Source organism: Bifidobacterium sp. MSK.17.10 (assembly GCF_019129655.1).
Classification (GTDB): domain Bacteria; phylum Actinomycetota; class Actinomycetes; order Actinomycetales; family Bifidobacteriaceae; genus Bifidobacterium; species Bifidobacterium adolescentis.
The window spans coordinates 96325-113582 of sequence record NZ_JAHOJD010000007.1; the positions used below are offsets into that span (position 1 = coordinate 96325).

The 17258-nt window shown below is 63.3% G+C and carries 12 protein-coding genes; 10 read left to right on the forward strand and 2 right to left on the reverse strand.

Features of this window, described 5'->3' with window-relative positions; all coding sequences use genetic code 11:
- Window positions 1–53 precede the first annotated feature (53 nt).
- The 5 genes from KSX58_RS07760 to dapB all read left to right on the forward strand — a co-directional run bounded on the left by KSX58_RS07760 (window position 54) and on the right by dapB (window position 7259).
- A complete protein-coding gene (locus tag KSX58_RS07760) occupies window positions 54–4103 on the forward strand; it encodes an ATP-dependent DNA helicase (RefSeq protein ID WP_217736152.1) in 4050 nt (1349 codons plus the stop codon).
- Between the two features lie 20 nt (window positions 4104–4123).
- Entirely contained in the window at window positions 4124–4264 is a 141-nt protein-coding gene (locus KSX58_RS07765; RefSeq protein WP_195229052.1) for a hypothetical protein, read from the forward strand.
- A gap of 12 nt (window positions 4265–4276) precedes the next feature.
- Window positions 4277–5011 (forward strand): GNAT family N-acetyltransferase, encoded by a 735-nt coding sequence (locus KSX58_RS07770; protein WP_035011370.1) that lies wholly within the window; start codon window positions 4277–4279, stop codon window positions 5009–5011.
- Window positions 5008–6387, forward strand: coding sequence for an MFS transporter (locus KSX58_RS07775; protein WP_217736144.1), 1380 nt, complete (start codon window positions 5008–5010; stop codon window positions 6385–6387). The genes KSX58_RS07770 and KSX58_RS07775 overlap by 4 nt, the downstream gene beginning before the upstream one ends.
- Window positions 6388–6506: 119 nt before the next feature.
- Window positions 6507–7259: a 4-hydroxy-tetrahydrodipicolinate reductase gene (dapB, locus tag KSX58_RS07780; protein ID WP_107646423.1), complete on the forward strand. Its 753-nt coding sequence runs from the start codon at window positions 6507–6509 to the stop codon at window positions 7257–7259.
- Window positions 7260–7335: 76 nt separating this feature from the next.
- Here dapB and KSX58_RS07785 read toward each other — a convergent pair whose 3' ends face one another.
- Window positions 7336–7626: a metal-sensitive transcriptional regulator gene (locus tag KSX58_RS07785; RefSeq protein WP_117762723.1), complete on the reverse strand. Its 291-nt coding sequence runs from the start codon at window positions 7624–7626 to the stop codon at window positions 7336–7338.
- A 139-nt stretch (window positions 7627–7765) separates the two neighbouring features.
- Between KSX58_RS07785 and KSX58_RS07790 the strand changes: the two genes are divergently transcribed.
- Complete coding sequence (locus tag KSX58_RS07790; RefSeq protein WP_217736143.1) at window positions 7766–10747, forward strand: heavy metal translocating P-type ATPase; 2982 nt, start codon at window positions 7766–7768, stop codon at window positions 10745–10747.
- A 100-nt stretch (window positions 10748–10847) separates the two neighbouring features.
- Here the strand turns inward: KSX58_RS07790 and KSX58_RS07795 are convergent, their stop codons facing one another.
- Window positions 10848–11513 (reverse strand): dihydroorotase family protein, encoded by a 666-nt coding sequence (locus KSX58_RS07795; RefSeq protein WP_021913168.1) that lies wholly within the window; start codon window positions 11511–11513, stop codon window positions 10848–10850.
- A gap of 384 nt (window positions 11514–11897) precedes the next feature.
- Here KSX58_RS07795 and KSX58_RS07800 point away from each other — a divergent pair, with 384 nt between their 5' ends.
- The 4 genes from KSX58_RS07800 to KSX58_RS07815 all read left to right on the forward strand — a co-directional run bounded on the left by KSX58_RS07800 (window position 11898) and on the right by KSX58_RS07815 (window position 17186).
- Complete coding sequence (locus tag KSX58_RS07800) at window positions 11898–12815, forward strand: MurR/RpiR family transcriptional regulator (protein WP_236836830.1); 918 nt, start codon at window positions 11898–11900, stop codon at window positions 12813–12815.
- 73 nt (window positions 12816–12888) lie between these two features.
- Window positions 12889–14121 (forward strand): MFS transporter, encoded by a 1233-nt coding sequence (locus tag KSX58_RS07805; RefSeq protein WP_237976472.1) that lies wholly within the window; start codon window positions 12889–12891, stop codon window positions 14119–14121.
- A gap of 85 nt (window positions 14122–14206) precedes the next feature.
- Window positions 14207–15097: a 4-hydroxy-tetrahydrodipicolinate synthase gene (dapA, locus tag KSX58_RS07810; RefSeq protein ID WP_033500005.1), complete on the forward strand. Its 891-nt coding sequence runs from the start codon at window positions 14207–14209 to the stop codon at window positions 15095–15097.
- Window positions 15098–15206: 109 nt separating this feature from the next.
- Window positions 15207–17186 carry a ribonuclease J gene (locus tag KSX58_RS07815; RefSeq protein ID WP_003806700.1) on the forward strand — a complete coding sequence of 660 codons (1980 nt, stop codon included), beginning with the start codon at window positions 15207–15209 and terminating at the stop codon, window positions 17184–17186.
- Window positions 17187–17258: the final 72 nt, after the last annotated feature.

The window sequence follows — 17258 nt, forward strand, 5'->3', positions numbered from 1 at the left end:
ACGGTATGAACGGAAGCATGTCAACGAACGGGGCCACAGCAAAGGGCGATGCGATGGGCACTGTGCCGGCCGCCACGCCGAAATTCACCGACAGTCCGGAACAGGCCGCCGTCATCCAAGCCCCCTCATACGAGGACGTGGTCGTGGTGGCGGGCGCCGGCTCCGGCAAAACCTACACCATGACCCGCCGCATCATCACCCTCATCGACCAGGGCATCAGTCCCGAGAAGATTCTGGGCCTGACCTTCACACGCAAAGCCGCCTCCGAACTGCTTTCGCGCGTCTCCGCTGCCGTGACACGCAACCAAGCCGGACGCGGTACACGCGTCGCCTTCCTCAAACCGGAAGTCTCCACCTATGACGCGTTCTTCCAAACCATCGTGCGCCAATACGGCCTGCTCGTCGGCTTCGACCAAAACACGCAGCCATTGAGCGAAGCCGGAGCGCTGCAGCTCATCCACACCGTGCTCGACAAGCACATGGACCAGCTCATGGCCTTCGACCAAGGCGGCGACGAACTCGGCAAATTCTCCACCATCGCCGGCAACGTGTTCACCCTATCCAACGCCATCGCAGGAGCCATGATCGGCAGCGACTGCACCAGCTTCGACGAAGCCGTGGAACGCGTGCGCGCATGGGATAAGGCGTTCGTGGCGCAAGTGGCCAAAGCGCTTGAAGACGAGGACGTTCCCGATGACGAGCCGAAAGTGGGCAAGGCTCCGAAACAGAAGAAAAAGGAATCCGACACCGCCTTCGAAACCCGCATGCGCGAATACCGCGCCCAATGCCACCAACTCTGCGTCTGCAAGACCGCGCAATTGGCCGGCACGGCCCGCAAACGCGACCTGCTACTCGACCTCGTGGCCGACTACCACGCCGAAAAACGCGCCCTCAACATGGCCGAATTCAGCGACTTCACCATCGCCGCATTCCAACTCGTCACCCGATTCCCCTCCATCGGAGCCACCTACCGCAAACGCTACACGCACGTGCTGCTCGACGAATACCAAGACACCTCCACCACGCAGGCGGCCCTCCTGACCGCACTGTTCCACGCCGATTCCACCCATCGCAGCGCGGTGAACGCCGTCGGCGACCCCTTCCAATCGATCTACGCATGGCGAGGAGCCAGCCCCGGCGCATTCCGCATGCTGCAACACGACTTCGGCCACGACGCCACCGACAAGCCCTACACGCTGACCGTCACCCGACGTAACTCGCGCATGGTGCTCGAAGCGGCCAACAATCTGACGAAACCATTGCGCCTGCCCGCCAGACGTCGCGGCAGTTCGCTTATGCGCGAAGTGGACGTGCCCCCGCTCGCCAATATCGACAACGCCCCCGAAGGTACGCTCGGCGTGCTCGGCTACGCCACATTCGGCCAGGAAATCGACGCCATCGTACGCTTCGCCAAACAAGCGATCGCACTGCACACGCCAACCGAAAACGAGCTCGCCGACGGAGCCAAAGACAACCGTCCGCACGTGGCGCTCCTGTTCCGCTCCAAAACGCAGATGCCAGCCTACGAGGACGCACTGGAACAAGCCGGCCTCACCACACTCGTCGTCGGCCAGGCCGCACTCCTGGAACGTCCCGAAATCAAAGACATCCTCGCCCTGCTGCACGTCGTATGCGACCACACCGACAGCGCCGCGCTCATGCGGCTGCTCGCCACGCCACGATTCGGCCTGTCCGCCGACGATCTGCAGGCGCTCGCCGGCATCGCCGAACGGCTCAACACCGCGCAACGCTACCGCGCGCTCGTGTCGGCCGGCATCGTGGAGGCGGATGCGAATCCGTCCGACGCCGACATCCGCGCCACCGTGCGCGCCTACCGCGACCAAGTGCCCAACGCCGTCTTCCTGATCGACGTGCTGCTGCGCGGCGATCTGCGGCACCTCGTCGACGGCGTATTGAGCCGTACGGGAGCCGCGAGCGTCATCCACGCCGGTCGCGTCATCCAACAGGTGCAGCGCACGGCCGGCCATCCGTTGCCGGAAGTGGTACGCACGGCCATCACCGCGCTCGGACTGGACATCGACCTGCTGCTCGCCGAACGGATGCGGCATCCGGATGCCGGCAATCGTGCCACATCGCATGCCGCTTCGTCACTCGACGCGATGCTGTCTCTGGTGGACACCTACTTGCAGGAAATCGCCGCGCAGGGCACGCCAAGCCTGCGCGCGTTCATCTCGTGGGTGGATTCGCTGCGTGACGTGTCCGACGACAACGCCACCGCACCAGATACCCCCGTCGATGTGGTGCTCATGACCGTGCACCAGTCGAAAGGCCTGGAATGGGACGCCGTGGCCGTGGTCGGCATGCGCGACGGCACCTTCCCGTCCAGTCAAGGCGACCACCTGAGCGTCAAAACGGACGAAGACCATCCGGGCGGTCGGCGCGACGGCGTATGGGAGCCGCCGGAATACTTCGAAAAAGCCCACACTTGGCTGGAAGACCCGTCCGCGGTGCCGGTTCCGGTGCGCGCCGACGCGGATATCCTGCCACGATTCCCGCACGACGCGCCCATCGGGGGCAATCCCGTGGAATCGCTCGACGGATTGGACGATGCGGAAGTGATCGACGACGAGGTGTTCGGCACCTTGCGAACCATGGCCGTCGACGATATGGAAGGAATGGATCCGGCAAGCCTGTACCTGACGCAACAGGAGGAATACGGCCGCCGACTGCACGCCGACGAACGCCGTCTCGCCTACGTGGCGTTGACGCGCGCCCGCTACGAGGCGCTGCTCGTATACAGCGGATGCAACGAGACGAGCCGCGACTCCCGCCTGGCGGAGGGAAAGAAAAGCGCCGCGCCGTCGAATTTCTGGCTGGAGACGCGCGATTCGATGAACGGAATCGTCACCGCGGTACGCGAACCGGACAGCCTGTCCGACGATGTGGACGGCTCCCCGAACACGCTGGGACTTGACCTGCCCGACGGCTATTTCGTAGGCGAACACGCCCGCGATTTCGAGAATGCCGTGGTGGGCGATGCGTGGAACACGCCGCTCGAACCGGTCTCGGACGACCATACTTTGCCTTGGCCGTGCGATCTGAGCGCCGATGTCGCCGACAGGCTGCGTGCCGCGGCCGAACAGGTACGTGCCGTCGAATCCGACGAACCGAATATCGCTGAATCCACGGGAACGCAGGGCGACGTTGCCGATGAATCCGCCACGCCATCGCCGGAAACCGGAAACTCACTGCTGCGTCTCGCCAAACTGCTCGTCGCCGACGAACATCTCATGCCGGAACCGGACGTGGCTGACGCAGGCGAATCGCAGGACGCCTTCGACGAGGCCGTGCGTGCCAAAGGCGAACGTATCCTTGCTGCCGGCCGCCAAAACGTCACCTCGCTGCAAGCGCGCGCCGGCTCCATGGGCGAGCGTGACTCCCGCGCCTACTGGCGTGGTCTGGTCCGTCCGATTCCGCACGTCGCCTCGCCGGCGGCACAGCTCGGCACGCGGTTCCACGCATGGGCTGAGCGTTTCATCATGGCGGATGCGGACGTCGACGGCATCGGTGGTACGGAAGGTGCTGCCGGTATGGCCGCGCAGTCGCGTGCGGAACTGATCGCATTGATAGGTGATACGCAAGTCGATGCGGACAACGGCGGCGTGCAATCGCAGGACGCACCATCGCAGGACGCCCAATTGCGAGACGAACGGAAACTGGCCGCTTGGCAGCGTCGTCTCGTCGCTTCGCCGTGGGCAAAACGACGTCCAGCATGGGCGGAACGCCAGCTCGTCGTCGACATGTCCCAGCTCGGCACCATCGTCAACGGCAAACTCGACGCGGTGTTCTTCGGCGGTCTCGACGAAACGGACGAGATGAAACGCTACACCGTGGTCGATTGGAAAACCGGCGTAAAACCACGCAAACCGGACGAAATCAAGGAGAAGCTCGCACAGCTCGACCTGTACCGCCTGCTGCTCGCGGCGATGGAAGGGGTGCCGTTGGATGCAATCGACGCCTGTCTCTACTATGTGAGTGAGCCTCACGAGGCCGATCGGGAGCTTGACGCCCTCGACAAAACAGAAGAAGAGATCCTTGCCGAGTTGAGCTACGGAATTCCGCAGCAATCCGACAACGACTAGTGCCGGTGCGCAATGGCTCCTTGACCGAAGAAAGCGGGGGAGCGGCGCTTTCCGGCCTGCCTGCGGGAGAAACCGCTATGCAGGCAGCGTTGTGGAGGAACGCCGCTACCCTCGTGCAGCATGTGTGGGCGGGCGCACATGCCGGACGCAACGACAGTTAAGGAGTGTTTGATATGGCTGCGAACAGCGCAACCGCAATCCCGAACGCCGGCATGGGTGCCGGAACAAACAACGCATCGGCAATCGTCTTCCGTCCCATCGGCTGGGGCGATCTGGACGCGGTGGTCGACCTGTTCGACCGTACCTGGCCGCAGGATGTGGACAAGGTCGGCGCGGACATGTCGCGGCTGATCTCCCGATATTTCGTGCTGCACTACCTGCTGCCGACCACGTTCGCCAACGGCGCGTTCGCCGCCGACGGCACACTCGCGGGCGTCACGTTCATCCGCGTCGCCGGCGAGGCGCCGCAGCTCGACGAAATCGAAGTCGGCGAGGAAATGAAGGCCTTGGAACGCCGCATCGACGCCGATCCGGAGGCCGCCAAGCATATGGCGGCGCTGAAATCCGGCTTCTCGGTGGAACTCGATCTGGAACGCGAAGGGCGCGCCAACGAAACCACCATGGGCGAGCTGGAACTGTTCATCGTCAATCCCGACGTGCGCGGCCACGGTGTGGGCGGGCAGCTTTGGAGACGCATGCAGGAGCATTTCGCCGCATGGGACGTGCCCGCATTCTACCTGCACACCGATTCCGACTGCGACGTGAGCTTCTACGACCACAAGGGGTTGGACTGCATCGCGCACCGCACGGCAAGCGAGACGGTCGCCCGGCTCGGCGGCAGCGCCGACGGCGAAGTGCCGCCACTGTTCGACGACATGTTCATCTACCGGGGAAAGGTGACGGCGTGACGGGCGCGAAACCGCAATCGCAATTGCACGAACCGCACGAATCGCAGAAAACGCAATCGCCATACGCGCAGCTTTTCCGCATTCCCGGCACGAAGGCGTTCTGCGTGTCCGGAGCCATCGCGCGACTGCCGATGTCCATGATGGGCCTCGGTATCGTGCTCGCGCTCAACCACATGTACGACAATTGGACGATCGCCGGCGTGATGAGCGCCGCGTACGTGCTCGCCACCGCCGCGGTCACGCCGCTGTACGCGCGCCTGTTCGACCGGTTCGGCCAGCGCAAGGTCGGTCCGGTGATCCTGACGGTGCAGATCATCGTCATGCTGGGCTTCGCGTTCGCCGCGCTGATGCGCGTGCCGATTCCGCTGCTGTTCGTGCTTGCCGTGGTCATGGGCATGACGCAGTTCTCGTTCGGCGCGCTTGTGCGCACCCGTTGGGCGTACGTGCTCGACCGCGCCGACAAGGAGGACCTGCTCAACACCGCGTATGCGCTCGAATCCGCCATCGACGAGATCGTGTTCATCTTCGGGCCGATTCTGGCGGCTTTCCTGGCCGCGTCCGTGCATCCCGTATCACAGCTGTTCGTGCCGACCCTCGCCTGCGCATTCGGCGGTGCCGTGTTCTTCGCATTGCGTGACACTCAACCGCCGGTATTGCGCGAAATCACGGTCGTCGCGGCCGGTACGGACGATGCTGACGTGCGATTGGCGGCCGGCGGTGCCGCTGGTGCCGCGGTTTCCGCGGACCGTTTCGATTTGGATCGGCTCAAGACGGGCGATCGCGACCGCAGGAAACGCAACGTGCTCACCTATGCGGGTGTGCTGCCGCTCCTCGCCGTGTTCATCGTGTTCAACATGGCGTTCACCGCGTTCGACACGTCCATGACCGCCGTCATGAAATCGCTGCACCTCGACTCCGTGCTGGGCGTGCAGCTGGCCATGCTGGCCGTCGGCTCCTGCATGGGCGCGCTGGTCTTCGGCTCGCGCGAGCTCAAAGGCTCCCGCTGGCGTCACATGATCATGTTCCTCGCCTTGATGACCGTCGGCTTCGTGGTGATCCACCTGTGCCAGGGCAACCTGATCGTGATGGGACTGGTGGAGATCCTCACCGGCCTGACCATTTCGCCGGTATTCGCCTCCGGCAACCTCCTCGTCAAGGAGACCGTGCCCGAGGAATCGCTCACCGAAGGCCTGTCCTGGGTGAGCACCGCCGGCACAATGGGCGCGTCGTTCGGCTCCATGATCACCGGCATCGTGCTCGACCATTTCAATCCAAGCGTGGGATTGAGCCTGCCCGCCGTGTTCGTGGGCTGTTCGATTCCGTTCGCGCTGATTGGCTGGCTGCTGGCGCGTCGAAGCGTCTCTTTAGATTCGTAAGTGGAACACGTTATGGACGTGGGCGCGTGATTCAAAAACATGTGTGAAAACGCATGCGATTATGCGCGCGGCAAGCGCGCACGGCATGCGCGCGCCCGCGAAAACATCAAGGAGCTGCAATGATCAAGGTTTCCGTAGTCGGCGCCAAAGGCCGTATGGGCTCGCACGTGGTCGACGCCGTCAATGCCGCCGCCGACACCGAACTCGCGCTCGCGCTCGACGCAGGTGACGACCTGACCGCCATCACCCCCGAAAACACCGACGTCGTGGTGGAGTTCACCGTGCCGAGCGTGTCGCTGGGCAATGTGCTCGCCCTCGTCAAGCAGGGCGTCGACGTGGTGGTCGGCACCACCGGCTGGACCGAAGAGAAGCTCGACCAGGTGCGCGCCGCGCTCGCCGCGGCCCCGCGTGAGGGCCAGAGCGTGTTCATCGCGCCGAACTTCGCCATTTCCGCGGTGCTCGCCGACCATTTCGCAAAGGTCGCGGCGCCGTATTTCGAATCCGCGGAAGTCATCGAACTGCACCACCCGACCAAGGTGGACGCTCCGTCCGGCACCGCTTTCCACACTGCGCAGGGCATCGCCGAAGCGCGCAAGGCGGCCGGTCTCGGCCCGGTTCCGGACGCCACCGAAACCGACGGCGGCTCCCGCGGCCAGGTGGTGGACGGCATCCACGTGCACGCCGTGCGTCTTCGCGGCCTCAACGCCCACGAGGAGGTGCTGTTCGGCAACTCCGGCGAACAGCTGACCATCCGCGCCGACAGCTTCGACCGCATCTCCTTCATGCCGGGCGTGCTGCTGGCCGTGCGCAAGGTCTCCACCGGAACCTACCCGGGTCTGACTGTCGGCCTCGACCACTTCCTCGACCTGTAACCGTAATTCTTTTTTCAAACTGCCGACGGGTGCATGTGTCTTCCGTCGGCAGTTTTTTATGGCGGATCTGTTCCGATTACTTGGCAAGGCGTGCGATGGCGGCGCTGACTTCCGCCAGCTTTTCGTCGGCAACGGTACCGCCCTCCGCCGCGGCTTTGGCGACGCAATGGTGCAGATGGTCGTCGAGCAGCAGTAGCGCCACCGACTTCAGCGCGCTGTCCGCTGCGGAAATCTGCGTCAGAATGTCGATGCAGTATTCGCCGTTTTCCGTCATCTGCCGAATGCCTCGCACCTGCCCTTCGATGCGATTCAATCGTGCGATGATCCTCTTCTGGTCGCTTGCGTACCCGTGTTGTGTGACGTTCATATCGTCCTCCTCGCTGCGCTGAAAATTTTATCTACGGCTGAAGGTTGCTCGTCCCTCTTGCCAATATACCCTATAGGGGTATATTGTGATGGTGTTTGCCGAAATCGAAGGCCAATCACGGACGGAAGGCGGCTGGAATATGCACATCGCAATCGCGCTTATTATGGCGCTGCTCGTCACGGCGGGCGTGCTGTGGTTCTTCTTCGCACCGCGCAAAGCGTATCGTGCGCCGTTGCGCGACGGCGTGCAGGAAGCGGTCGTCGAAGTCAAAGGCGGGTACAGCCCGGCCGTCATCGAAGCCGAAGCCGGCGTGCCGTTGCGGCTGATCTTCGATCGCAAGGAAGACGGCGAATGCTCGTCGCATGTCGTGTTCTCCGATTTCGGGGTCGATCTTGCGTTGCCCGCCTTCCGCACGACCACGCTGACGCTTCATCCCGACCAGCCGGGCGAGTATCCCTTCGCATGCGGTATGAACATGCTGCACGGCACGTTGCGCATACTGCCGGGAAAGCATGCAAGTGTCGGTGCCGCCGCCGGTTCCGCGGTTGGTTCCGTCGGCGCCAGTATGTCCGATTCCGGCAATTCGGACATTCGCGCGACTGCTGACGGTGCCCACGCATCCGGTTCCGCGGAAACAGGCGTGCAATGCGCGCAAAAAGGCGCCGTCCAAACGTCCGGTTCGGGTGATTCGGGCAAATCGCGCGGATTGGAATCGGAAATTCGCGCCCTCATCACCCGTCTTATCGTGGCGGCCGTCTGCACGATTCCGGTATTCGGCTCCACCATGCTCATGCTGTATCCGATGCCGAACTGGCTGCAGTTCCTGCTGATGCTGCCAATCGTCGGCTATGCGGCATTGCCGATTTTCCGCAGCGGTTTCGCCGCGATCGCCCACCGTTCGCCGGAGATGAACGCGCTCGTCAGCCTCGGCGCGCTGGCCGCATTCGCCTACTCCTGCGTGGTCACCTTCGCACCGAACGTCCTGCCCGAGAACGCGCGCGAACCGTATTTCGAAGCGGTCGGTGTGGTCGTCACGCTTATGCTTGTCGGCCAGCTGCTCGAAGCGCGCGCCCGCAAAGGCACCGGTGAAGCCATGCGCGCATTGGCGGGTCTGCAACCGAAAACCGCCCGCGTGGTGCGAGACGGCAAGGAAACCAGCATCGCCATCGATGACGTGCGCGTCGGCGACATCATCGCCATCCGCCCCGGCGAGCAGCTGCCGGTCGACGGCATCGTCATATCCGGCACCTCCACCGTGGATGAGTCGATGATCACCGGCGAAGCCATGCCGGTCGCCAAAACCGAGGGCAGCGAAGTGACGGGCGTCACCATCAACGGCGGCGGCTCGCTGCGCTACCGCGCCACGAAAGTCGGCAAGGACACCGTGCTCGCGCAGATCATCGGCATGGTGCGTGCCGCGCAAAGCTCGAAGGCTCCCGTACAGCGATTGGCGGACCGCATTTCCGACATATTCGTGCCGATCGTGGTGCTCGTCGCCGTATGGTCGTGCGCATTGTGGTTCGCGTTCGGCCCTGACCCGCGTGTCACGCACGCGCTGGTCGCCGCGGTGTCGGTGCTGCTGGTCGCCTGCCCGTGCGCGCTCGGTCTGGCGACTCCGTTGTCGGTGACGGTCTCGACTGGCCGCGCGGCTCGCATGGGGGTGCTGGTCCGTTCCGCCGAAGCGTTGGAAACATGCGGCAAAGTCAATGCCGTCGTATTGGATAAGACCGGCACGATCACCGCCGGCAAACCCACCCTTACCGATGTGCTGCCGTTGGGCGTGTGGCATCGGCGTCCCGATGATTTGCTGACGATTGTCGCCGCCGCCGAACGCGATTCCGAACACCCGCTCGCTGCTGCGATCGTTGCCGCAGCTGCGGAAAAAGCCGACGTCGCGGACGTTGCGGAACTCGCGCAAACCACCGATTTTCAGGCGATTGCCGGCTGTGGCGTCACCGCGCGTGTCACCTTCCGCGGTCTGCCGCACACCGTCGCCGTCGGCAACACCGACCTGATCGACGACCTTGACGTCGACATGCCCGACATTACGTCCGATACCTCCGAAATTGCCTCCGAGACCATCCACGATACGAACCTCGACGCCATCATCGCCGACATGGAACTCCTGTCACAGCAAGGCAAAACGCCGATCCTAGCGGCCATCGACGGCCATCTCGCCGGCATCGTCGCCGTCGCCGACGTGCCGAAAGCCGACTCGCGCCAAGCCATCGAACTGCTCCGCAAACGTGGCGTCGAAGCCGTCATGCTCACGGGAGACAATCCGACCACCGCACGCGCCATCGCAAGCCAGGTCGGTATCGACGAACGTCATGTGATCGCCGGCGTGCGGCCGGAACGCAAGGCCGACGAAATCGCAAAACTCCAATCGCAAGGCTATACGGTGGCGATGGTCGGCGACGGCATCAACGACGCGCCCGCCCTCGCCCGAGCCGACGTCGGTTTCGCCATCGGCACCGGCACCGACGTGGCCATCCAATCCGCGGATGTGACACTGATGCGCGGCTCGCTCATGGGGCTCGTGCATGCGCTCGACCTGACGCACGCCGCCATGCGCAACATCGCGCAAAACCTCGGCTTCGCACTCGGCTACAACAGCATCGGCATCGCGATCGCGGCCGGCGTGCTGTATCCGTTCACCGGAACGCTGCTGAATCCGATGATCGCCGGCGCCGCGATGGCGTTCTCGTCGTTGTGCGTGGTGACGAACGCAAGCCGGCTGCGCCTGTTCGATCCGGACGCGGAGGCGGCGAAAAACAAGACGTATCGGGTACGCAAGCCCGATCCGAGCAAAAATAATGGCAACCAGCACAGTCGGAAAGGAACGATCATGGGACTGTTCAGCGATCACAAGGCCAAGAAGGAAGCCGAGAACATGGGCGCGATGGGCGCCGGACACTGCTGCGGCGGTCATGACGGCCACGGCATGGCTTCGAATATGGGCGATTCCGCGGCGAACGTTGCGAAGGACCCGGTTTGCGGCATGAGCGTCGATCCGGCCACCGCGGCCGCGACCCGCGAATACGGCGGCGTCACCTACTACTTCTGCAACCCCGGTTGCGCCGACAAGTTCGCCCAGAACCCGGCCGCCTACCTGGGCTGAGACCTGATTCTCGTCCGTCCCCAATCTGCCGACATCGAATGACATCCGGCCGTCGGCGGGTTGGGGATTTTTGTTGAATGGTTGATTTACGGATTCCGATTCACGGACGAACGATAAGATTCCCCTCCCGCACTCCGGAGAGCGCGTCCCGCCCCGCTACAAACGTGCGCGTGACGACGCCGTTAAGCGTCATGCCATCGCAGGCGCAGATCGGATTGCGGCTTTCCAAAGCGGTAGCATCCACAACAAACCGTTCGTACGGGCGAATAATCGCCAAATCGGCCCGCAATACCGGCGTTATATCGCCACGATCGTCAAGTCCCACAAGCCGTGCGGTGTTGCACGACATCCACCGCACGACGTCGGCCAAACTCAAGCCGCGCCGCATCGCACCCGTCAACACCGCGCGGAATCCGACCTGCAGACTGGAAACGCCACCCCACGCGGTGGCGAGCGTGCCGGCTTTCATATCCGCGCTGGCCGGGGAATGATCGGTGACGACACCATCCAACGTGCCGTCGGCAAGCCCCGCCCATAGCGCGTCCTGCTCATGCAGATCACGAATCGGCGGACAGCATTTGACCGCGGTGGCGTTGTCGGGAATATGGTCGCAATCCAACGTGAGGTAATGCGGACAGGTCTCCGCGCTGACCGGCAGTCCTTCGGCCTTCGCCCGCCGCAGCACGTCCACGCTCAGACCGCTGGACACGTGCAGAATATGCGTGCGGCAGCCGGTGCGTGCCACCAGCCGTACGATCTTGCGCACCGCGTTCGCCTCGCATTCGGCCGGGCGCGATGACGCGTTCAACAGTGTTCGCAGCAGTCGGGGATTTTGTTGCCGCGTTAGTCGCCCATTTCGCTGGTTTGGCACCGTTTCTTCTATGCCGAATCCGCCCGATATGCGATGTTGATTGTGTGGGGTAAGCTGTTTTTGCCATGGTCGGTCATCTCCTGATGGTGGGTCGCGTTGCCAAGAGGCGCCGCCATTGCCTGTGATGGATGCATTTCAGTGCTTACGGCATCTGAAATTCTTCATTCGTCGTAACAGTTGTCGGTGGCCAAACCTGGTGAAACCCGGAAAGCAAGGGGTAGCATCGTCAGGAGAGCGGATGCGCCGCGTGAGAATGTACTGCAGGGAAGGGCGATGAGCGTGACTTCTGGAATTATGCTTTCAGACAATATGGGGGCTTCGAAGGACGCCATGGACGAGGAAGGCAATGCTGCCGCGGACCTCGGCTTGGTGGCGCGCATCCGGGAATCCTTCGATTCGCTGACTGCGACGGAACGTGAGGCTGCGCAGTTCATTCTGGGTCATCTGACCGACGTGCTGGTCTGCAATTCCGTGGAATTGTCGCAGTTGAGCGGCATCTCGCAGCCGACGCTCAGCCGCCTGTACCGCAAGCTCGGCTATGCGAACGCGGGCGAATTCAGACGTGACGTGCGTCGCGTCCATCGTCCTGGCTCTCCGGAGCTTTCACGGCACACCCAGTGCGACGATTTGGTCGCCGACCATCTGCGCCGTGACGAGGAAAGCCTGAAACGCACGTTTGAAGGCATCGACCGCGCGCAACTGTCATCCGCATGCCAAGCCATGGCCACGGCCCCGCATGTGGCGGTGGTCGGGTACCGCAGCAGCTATCCCGTGGCGCTGCACATGCGCGAACAGCTGATGCGGCTACGCGGAAACGTTGATATTCTGCCGAATCCAGGCCAGTCCATAGCCGAAGATCTGGTTGATTATGCGGCAGGCGACGTAATCGTCATCATCGGCGTGGGCCGGCGTCTTCCCTTCTTCTCACGGCTCATCGACGTGATGCTTGAGCGCGGCCTGACCGTGGTGGTGATTGGCGACATTTCGGCGCGCAACGCCGTCATCGGCCGTAACGTCGCCTTCTTCAAAGTGGTGCTGAACTCCCACGTGCTGACGAGCTTCACCGCGGCGTTCGCCCTGATCGCCCTGATGGTGGACGAAGTCGGAAAATGCCTCGTCGATACCGAAGACGAGGTGCACGCGCGTATCGAAGGCATCAACGATTGCTTCGATGCGCTCAATGAGCTTGAAGATTGATAGGGAAAATCTAGGCGCGGCACGTCCCGTTGGAACGGCGGTAAACGGAAGTGGAAGCGGGAATGGGAACGGAATGAATTCAAAACGAAACATGCTGGCGTACGACCGGTCCTCCACCGGATTGTGGGTGGCTTTGATTTTCCTCGTATCGCTGAATCTGCGGCCCGCCATCGCCGCCGTCGGGCCGGTCCTCGCCCAAATGGGAACCGACCTTGCGTGGGGTGAGGGCGTGCAGGGCGTATTGACGGCGATTCCGCTGATCGCCTTCGCCGTGGTCAGCCCGCTGGTCACGTTCCTTGCACGCCGCATCGGCATCGACATGTCGATTCTGCTGGCCCTGCTGTGCATCGCGGCGGGCGACGCCATCCGCTCGTTCGGCGGCGGCGTTGGCATCTGGCTGGGCACGGTGGTGTTCGCTTCCGCCATCGCCGTCGGCAACGTTCTTGTGCCGGTGATCGCGAAACGTGACTATGCCGGCCATGTCGCGATGGCGACCGGCGTCTATTCCGGTTGCATCACCGCCGGCAGCGCCACCGCAGGTTTGCTGTCCGCGCCGCTTGCGCAGATGTGGGGCGGTTGGCGCGCGTCACTCGCCTTCTGGAGTGTGCCGCCGCTGGTCGTCGCCGTGCTGTGGGCGTTGCGTATCCTGCACAATCGCAAGATCGTCGTCGCGTCGGCCGCCGTACGGAACTCGCCTTCCGCCCAATCCGCACGTTCCCAATCGTCGCGTGGCGTGTTCGCCCGTGTTCTGCGCCGTCCGATGACGTGGTACGTGACGGCCTTCATGGGACTGCAATCGTCCGCCTTCTACACCATGTCCAACTGGATGCCGTCCATCTCGGCGTCCATCGGCTACGACGCCTCCACCGCCGGCGTGCATCTGTTCATCTTCCAAGGCATCGGCATTTTCTCCGGCCTGCTCATTCCGAAACTCATGAACGTGCGCGGCAACCAGGTCTGCGCGGCGCTTACCGCAAGCGCCCCCATGTTCATCGCCGGCCTCGGCATGCTGCTGCTGCCGCATCTCATGCCGGTATGGGCGTTCGTCGGCGGCTGCGCGCAAGGCGCGTCCCTGGTGGTGGCGCTCGCATTGATCGCGTTGCGCGGCCGTGACAGCGCCGAAACCGTGGTGCTGTCGGGCGTCGCGCAGTCGTTCGGCTATCTGATCGCGTCGCTCGGCCCGCTTATGTTCGGCGTGCTGGTCCAGGCCACCGGCGGCCACCATGTGCCGCTGATGGTGTTCACGTTCGTCGCTTTCCTGCAGTGCGTCGTCGCGGTCATCGTCGGCAGGCCTTCCAAAATGTGACTTTTCGCATCTCGCGAAATCGAAAGCGTCCGCAGAGGGAAGTACCGTTAGCCGTATGACAAGCCCTAAGACTGACGACGGTACAATGCATCTGCTCGATCCTGCTCCCTTCGGACGTATCCTTCCGGCCATGGTCACCCCCATGAAGGCCGACGGAGCCGTAGATTTCGAAGCCGCGCAACAGCTGGCGAGGCAGCTCGTGGCGGATGGTGCCGACGGTCTTGTGGTCAACGGCACCACCGGCGAATCTCCGACCACCCACATGGAGGAGAAGGTCGAGCTGGTTCAGGCCGTCAAGGAAGTCGTGGACGTGCCGGTCATTTCCGGCGCCGGTTCCAACGACACCGCGCACACCGTGCGCATGGTGGAGCAGACCCAGGAGGCGGGCGCCGACGCGGTGCTCGTGGTCGCCCCGTATTACTCCCGTCCGTCGCAGGAAGGCGTGTTCCGCCACTACAAGGCGGTCAACGATTCCGCGGACAAGCCGATCATCATCTACGATGTGCCGGGCCGTACCGGACTGCACATCCAGCTGGAGACCTACCGCCGTCTGGCCGAGCTCGACCACGTCAAGGCCGTCAAGGACGCCACCGGAGACATCGCCGGCGCGGTACGCAAGCGTATGGAAACCGGCCTGACCTGGTATTCGGGCGATGACGGCCTGTTCCTGCCGTTCCTGTCCGTCGGCGCAGTCGGCATCATCTCCGTGATCGCGCACGCCGCCGCCGGCCCGATGCGTGACCTCGCCAACGCGTTCGATCGTGGCGATATCCACGAAGCGCAGCGCATCTCCGTGCAGCTGGCGCCGCTCGTCGAAGCGATGAACGGCAATGGCTTCCAGGCCGTGATGGCCAAGGCCTCGCTGAAGGTGCGTGGAATCCTCGACTCCACCGAAATGCGCCTGCCGAACGTCGGTCCGGGCGAAGCGGAACTCGTGCGCGCGGAAAAGGGCATGCGCGCCGCGGGACTGCTGTGAACCGAATCGCATGATGCGACTGGCCTGTCGCGCATGAACGCCGGCAGGCACCCAAATTCCTCGTTTCCGCATAGGCGGAGACAATTAGTAATAGAAATCCAACTAGGAAATGGCTACAGAAGAAACCACAAAGACAACAACACACAAGCGCGGCAGCAAGGCTGCCAAGCGCACTGAAACCGCAGTCAAGGCATCCAAGACCACCAAGGCCGCGAAGTCCGAGAAGACCGCCATCAAGAAGGCCAAGTCCTCCACCCGCAGCCGTGGCAACGGTGGCTCGCGCAACGGAGGCTCCCGTGGATCCCGTGGCGGCAACGGTTCGAACCGTCGCCCGTCGCATTCCGCGCCGCAATCCACCGCGCCGCAGCAGGACGAAGTGCTGATCGCCCCGCCGAAGTACCGCAAGGGCTCCATGCGCATCGTGCCGCTCGGCGGTCTGGGCGAGATCGGCCGCAACATGAACGTGGTCGAATACAACGGGCATATCCTGCTCATCGACTGCGGCGTGCTCTTCCCGGAAGAGGAACAGCCGGGCGTGGACCTCATCCTGCCTGACTTCCACTACATCAAGGACCGTCTCGACAAGGTCGAGGCGCTCGTGCTCACCCACGGCCACGAAGACCACATCGGTGGCGTGCCGTACCTGCTCAAGCTCCGCCCGGACATTCCGCTGATCGGCTCCAAGCTCACCCTCGCCTTCGTTGAGGCCAAGTGCAAGGAACACCGCATCAACCCGACGCTCGTCGAGGTCAAGGGACGCGACAAGCTCAAGGTCGGCCCGTTCAACCTGGAATTCGTGAACGTCACGCACTCCATTCCGGACGCGCTCGCCGTGTTCGTGCAGACCCCCGCCGGCTCGCTTATCGACACCGGCGACATCAAGCTCGACCAGCTGCCGCTCGACCACCGCATCACCGATCTGGTGGAATTCGGCAAGCTTGGCGAAAAGGGCGTGGACCTCCTGATGATGGACTCCACCAACGCCGAGGTCCCGGGCTTCGTCAAGCCGGAAACCTCCATCGGTCCGGCGCTCGACCAGGCGTTCGCACAGGCCACGCGCAAGATCATCGTGGCCAGCTTCTCCAGCCACGTGCACCGCGTGCAGCAGGTCGTCGACGCGGCCCACAAGTACGGCCGCAAGGTCGTGTTCGTCGGACGTTCCATGGTCCGCAACATGTCCATCGCAGCAGATCTGGGCTACCTGCGTCTGCCCGAGGACACCGTCATCGACCTGAAGCAGGCCCATGACGTGCAGGACGACAAGCTCGTCTACATGTGCACCGGCTCCCAGGGCGAGCCGATGGCCGCGCTCGGCCGCATCGCCGACGGCAACCACCGCGACATCACCATCAACGAGTTCGACACGGTGATCCTCGCCAGCTCCCTGATCCCAGGCAACGAGCATGGCGTCTACAAGGTCATCAACAAGCTCGTGCAGCTCGGAGCCCGCGTGGTCAACCGAGACAACGCCGCCGTGCACGTCTCCGGCCACTGCAACGAAGGCGAACTGCTGTACATGTACAACATCGTCAAGCCGAAGTGCGCCATGCCTATCCACGGCGAAAACCGCCACTTGGTGGCCAACGGCATGATCGCCGTCAAGACCGGCGTCGATCCGCAGAACGTCGTGCTGGCCGAAGACGGCGACGTCGTCGACCTGTACCACGGCCAGGCCGCGGTCGTCGGCTCCGTGCCGTGCGGCTACGTCTACGTCGATGGCGATTCCGTCGGCGAACTGACCGACGAAGAACTCGAGAAGCGCCGCATCCTCGGCACCGAAGGCTTCGTGTCCAGCTTCGTGGTCGTCGACACCGAAACCGCGGATGTCATCACCGGCCCGAAGATCTACCTCAACGCGGTCGCGGAAGACGAAAGCGAGTTCGACAAGGTCCGTCACCAGATTGTCGAGCAGCTGCAGGACGCGATGATGCAGGGCACGCGCGACACCTACAAGCTGCAGCAGATCATGCGACGCACGCTCGGCGGCTGGGTGGCACGACAGCTGCACCGCAAGCCGATGATCGTCCCCGTCGTCGCCGACATCGCGCAGGACGTGGACGACGCGATGGGACTGAACGCCGCGAAATAAGCCGTAAATTTACCATAAATTGAATCAAGGCGACGTGATCGGCACAACTGATCGCGCCGCCTTCTGTTACCA

What these genes read in the sequence shown, in the direction of transcription:
- KSX58_RS07790 (WP_217736143.1), top strand. Translation starts at nt 7,766, where the DNA reads ATGCACATCGCAATCGCGCTTATTATGGCGCTGCTCGTCACGGCGGGC.
- KSX58_RS07785 (WP_117762723.1), bottom strand. Translation starts at nt 7,626, where the DNA reads ATGAACGTCACACAACACGGGTACGCAAGCGACCAGAAGAGGATCATC.
- KSX58_RS07805 (WP_237976472.1), top strand. Translation starts at nt 12,889, where the DNA reads ATGAATTCAAAACGAAACATGCTGGCGTACGACCGGTCCTCCACCGGA.
- KSX58_RS07770 (WP_035011370.1), top strand. Translation starts at nt 4,277, where the DNA reads ATGGCTGCGAACAGCGCAACCGCAATCCCGAACGCCGGCATGGGTGCC.
- dapB (WP_107646423.1), top strand. Translation starts at nt 6,507, where the DNA reads ATGATCAAGGTTTCCGTAGTCGGCGCCAAAGGCCGTATGGGCTCGCAC.
- KSX58_RS07760 (WP_217736152.1), top strand. Translation starts at nt 54, where the DNA reads ATGGGCACTGTGCCGGCCGCCACGCCGAAATTCACCGACAGTCCGGAA.
- KSX58_RS07815 (WP_003806700.1), top strand. Translation starts at nt 15,207, where the DNA reads ATGGCTACAGAAGAAACCACAAAGACAACAACACACAAGCGCGGCAGC.
- dapA (WP_033500005.1), top strand. Translation starts at nt 14,207, where the DNA reads ATGCATCTGCTCGATCCTGCTCCCTTCGGACGTATCCTTCCGGCCATG.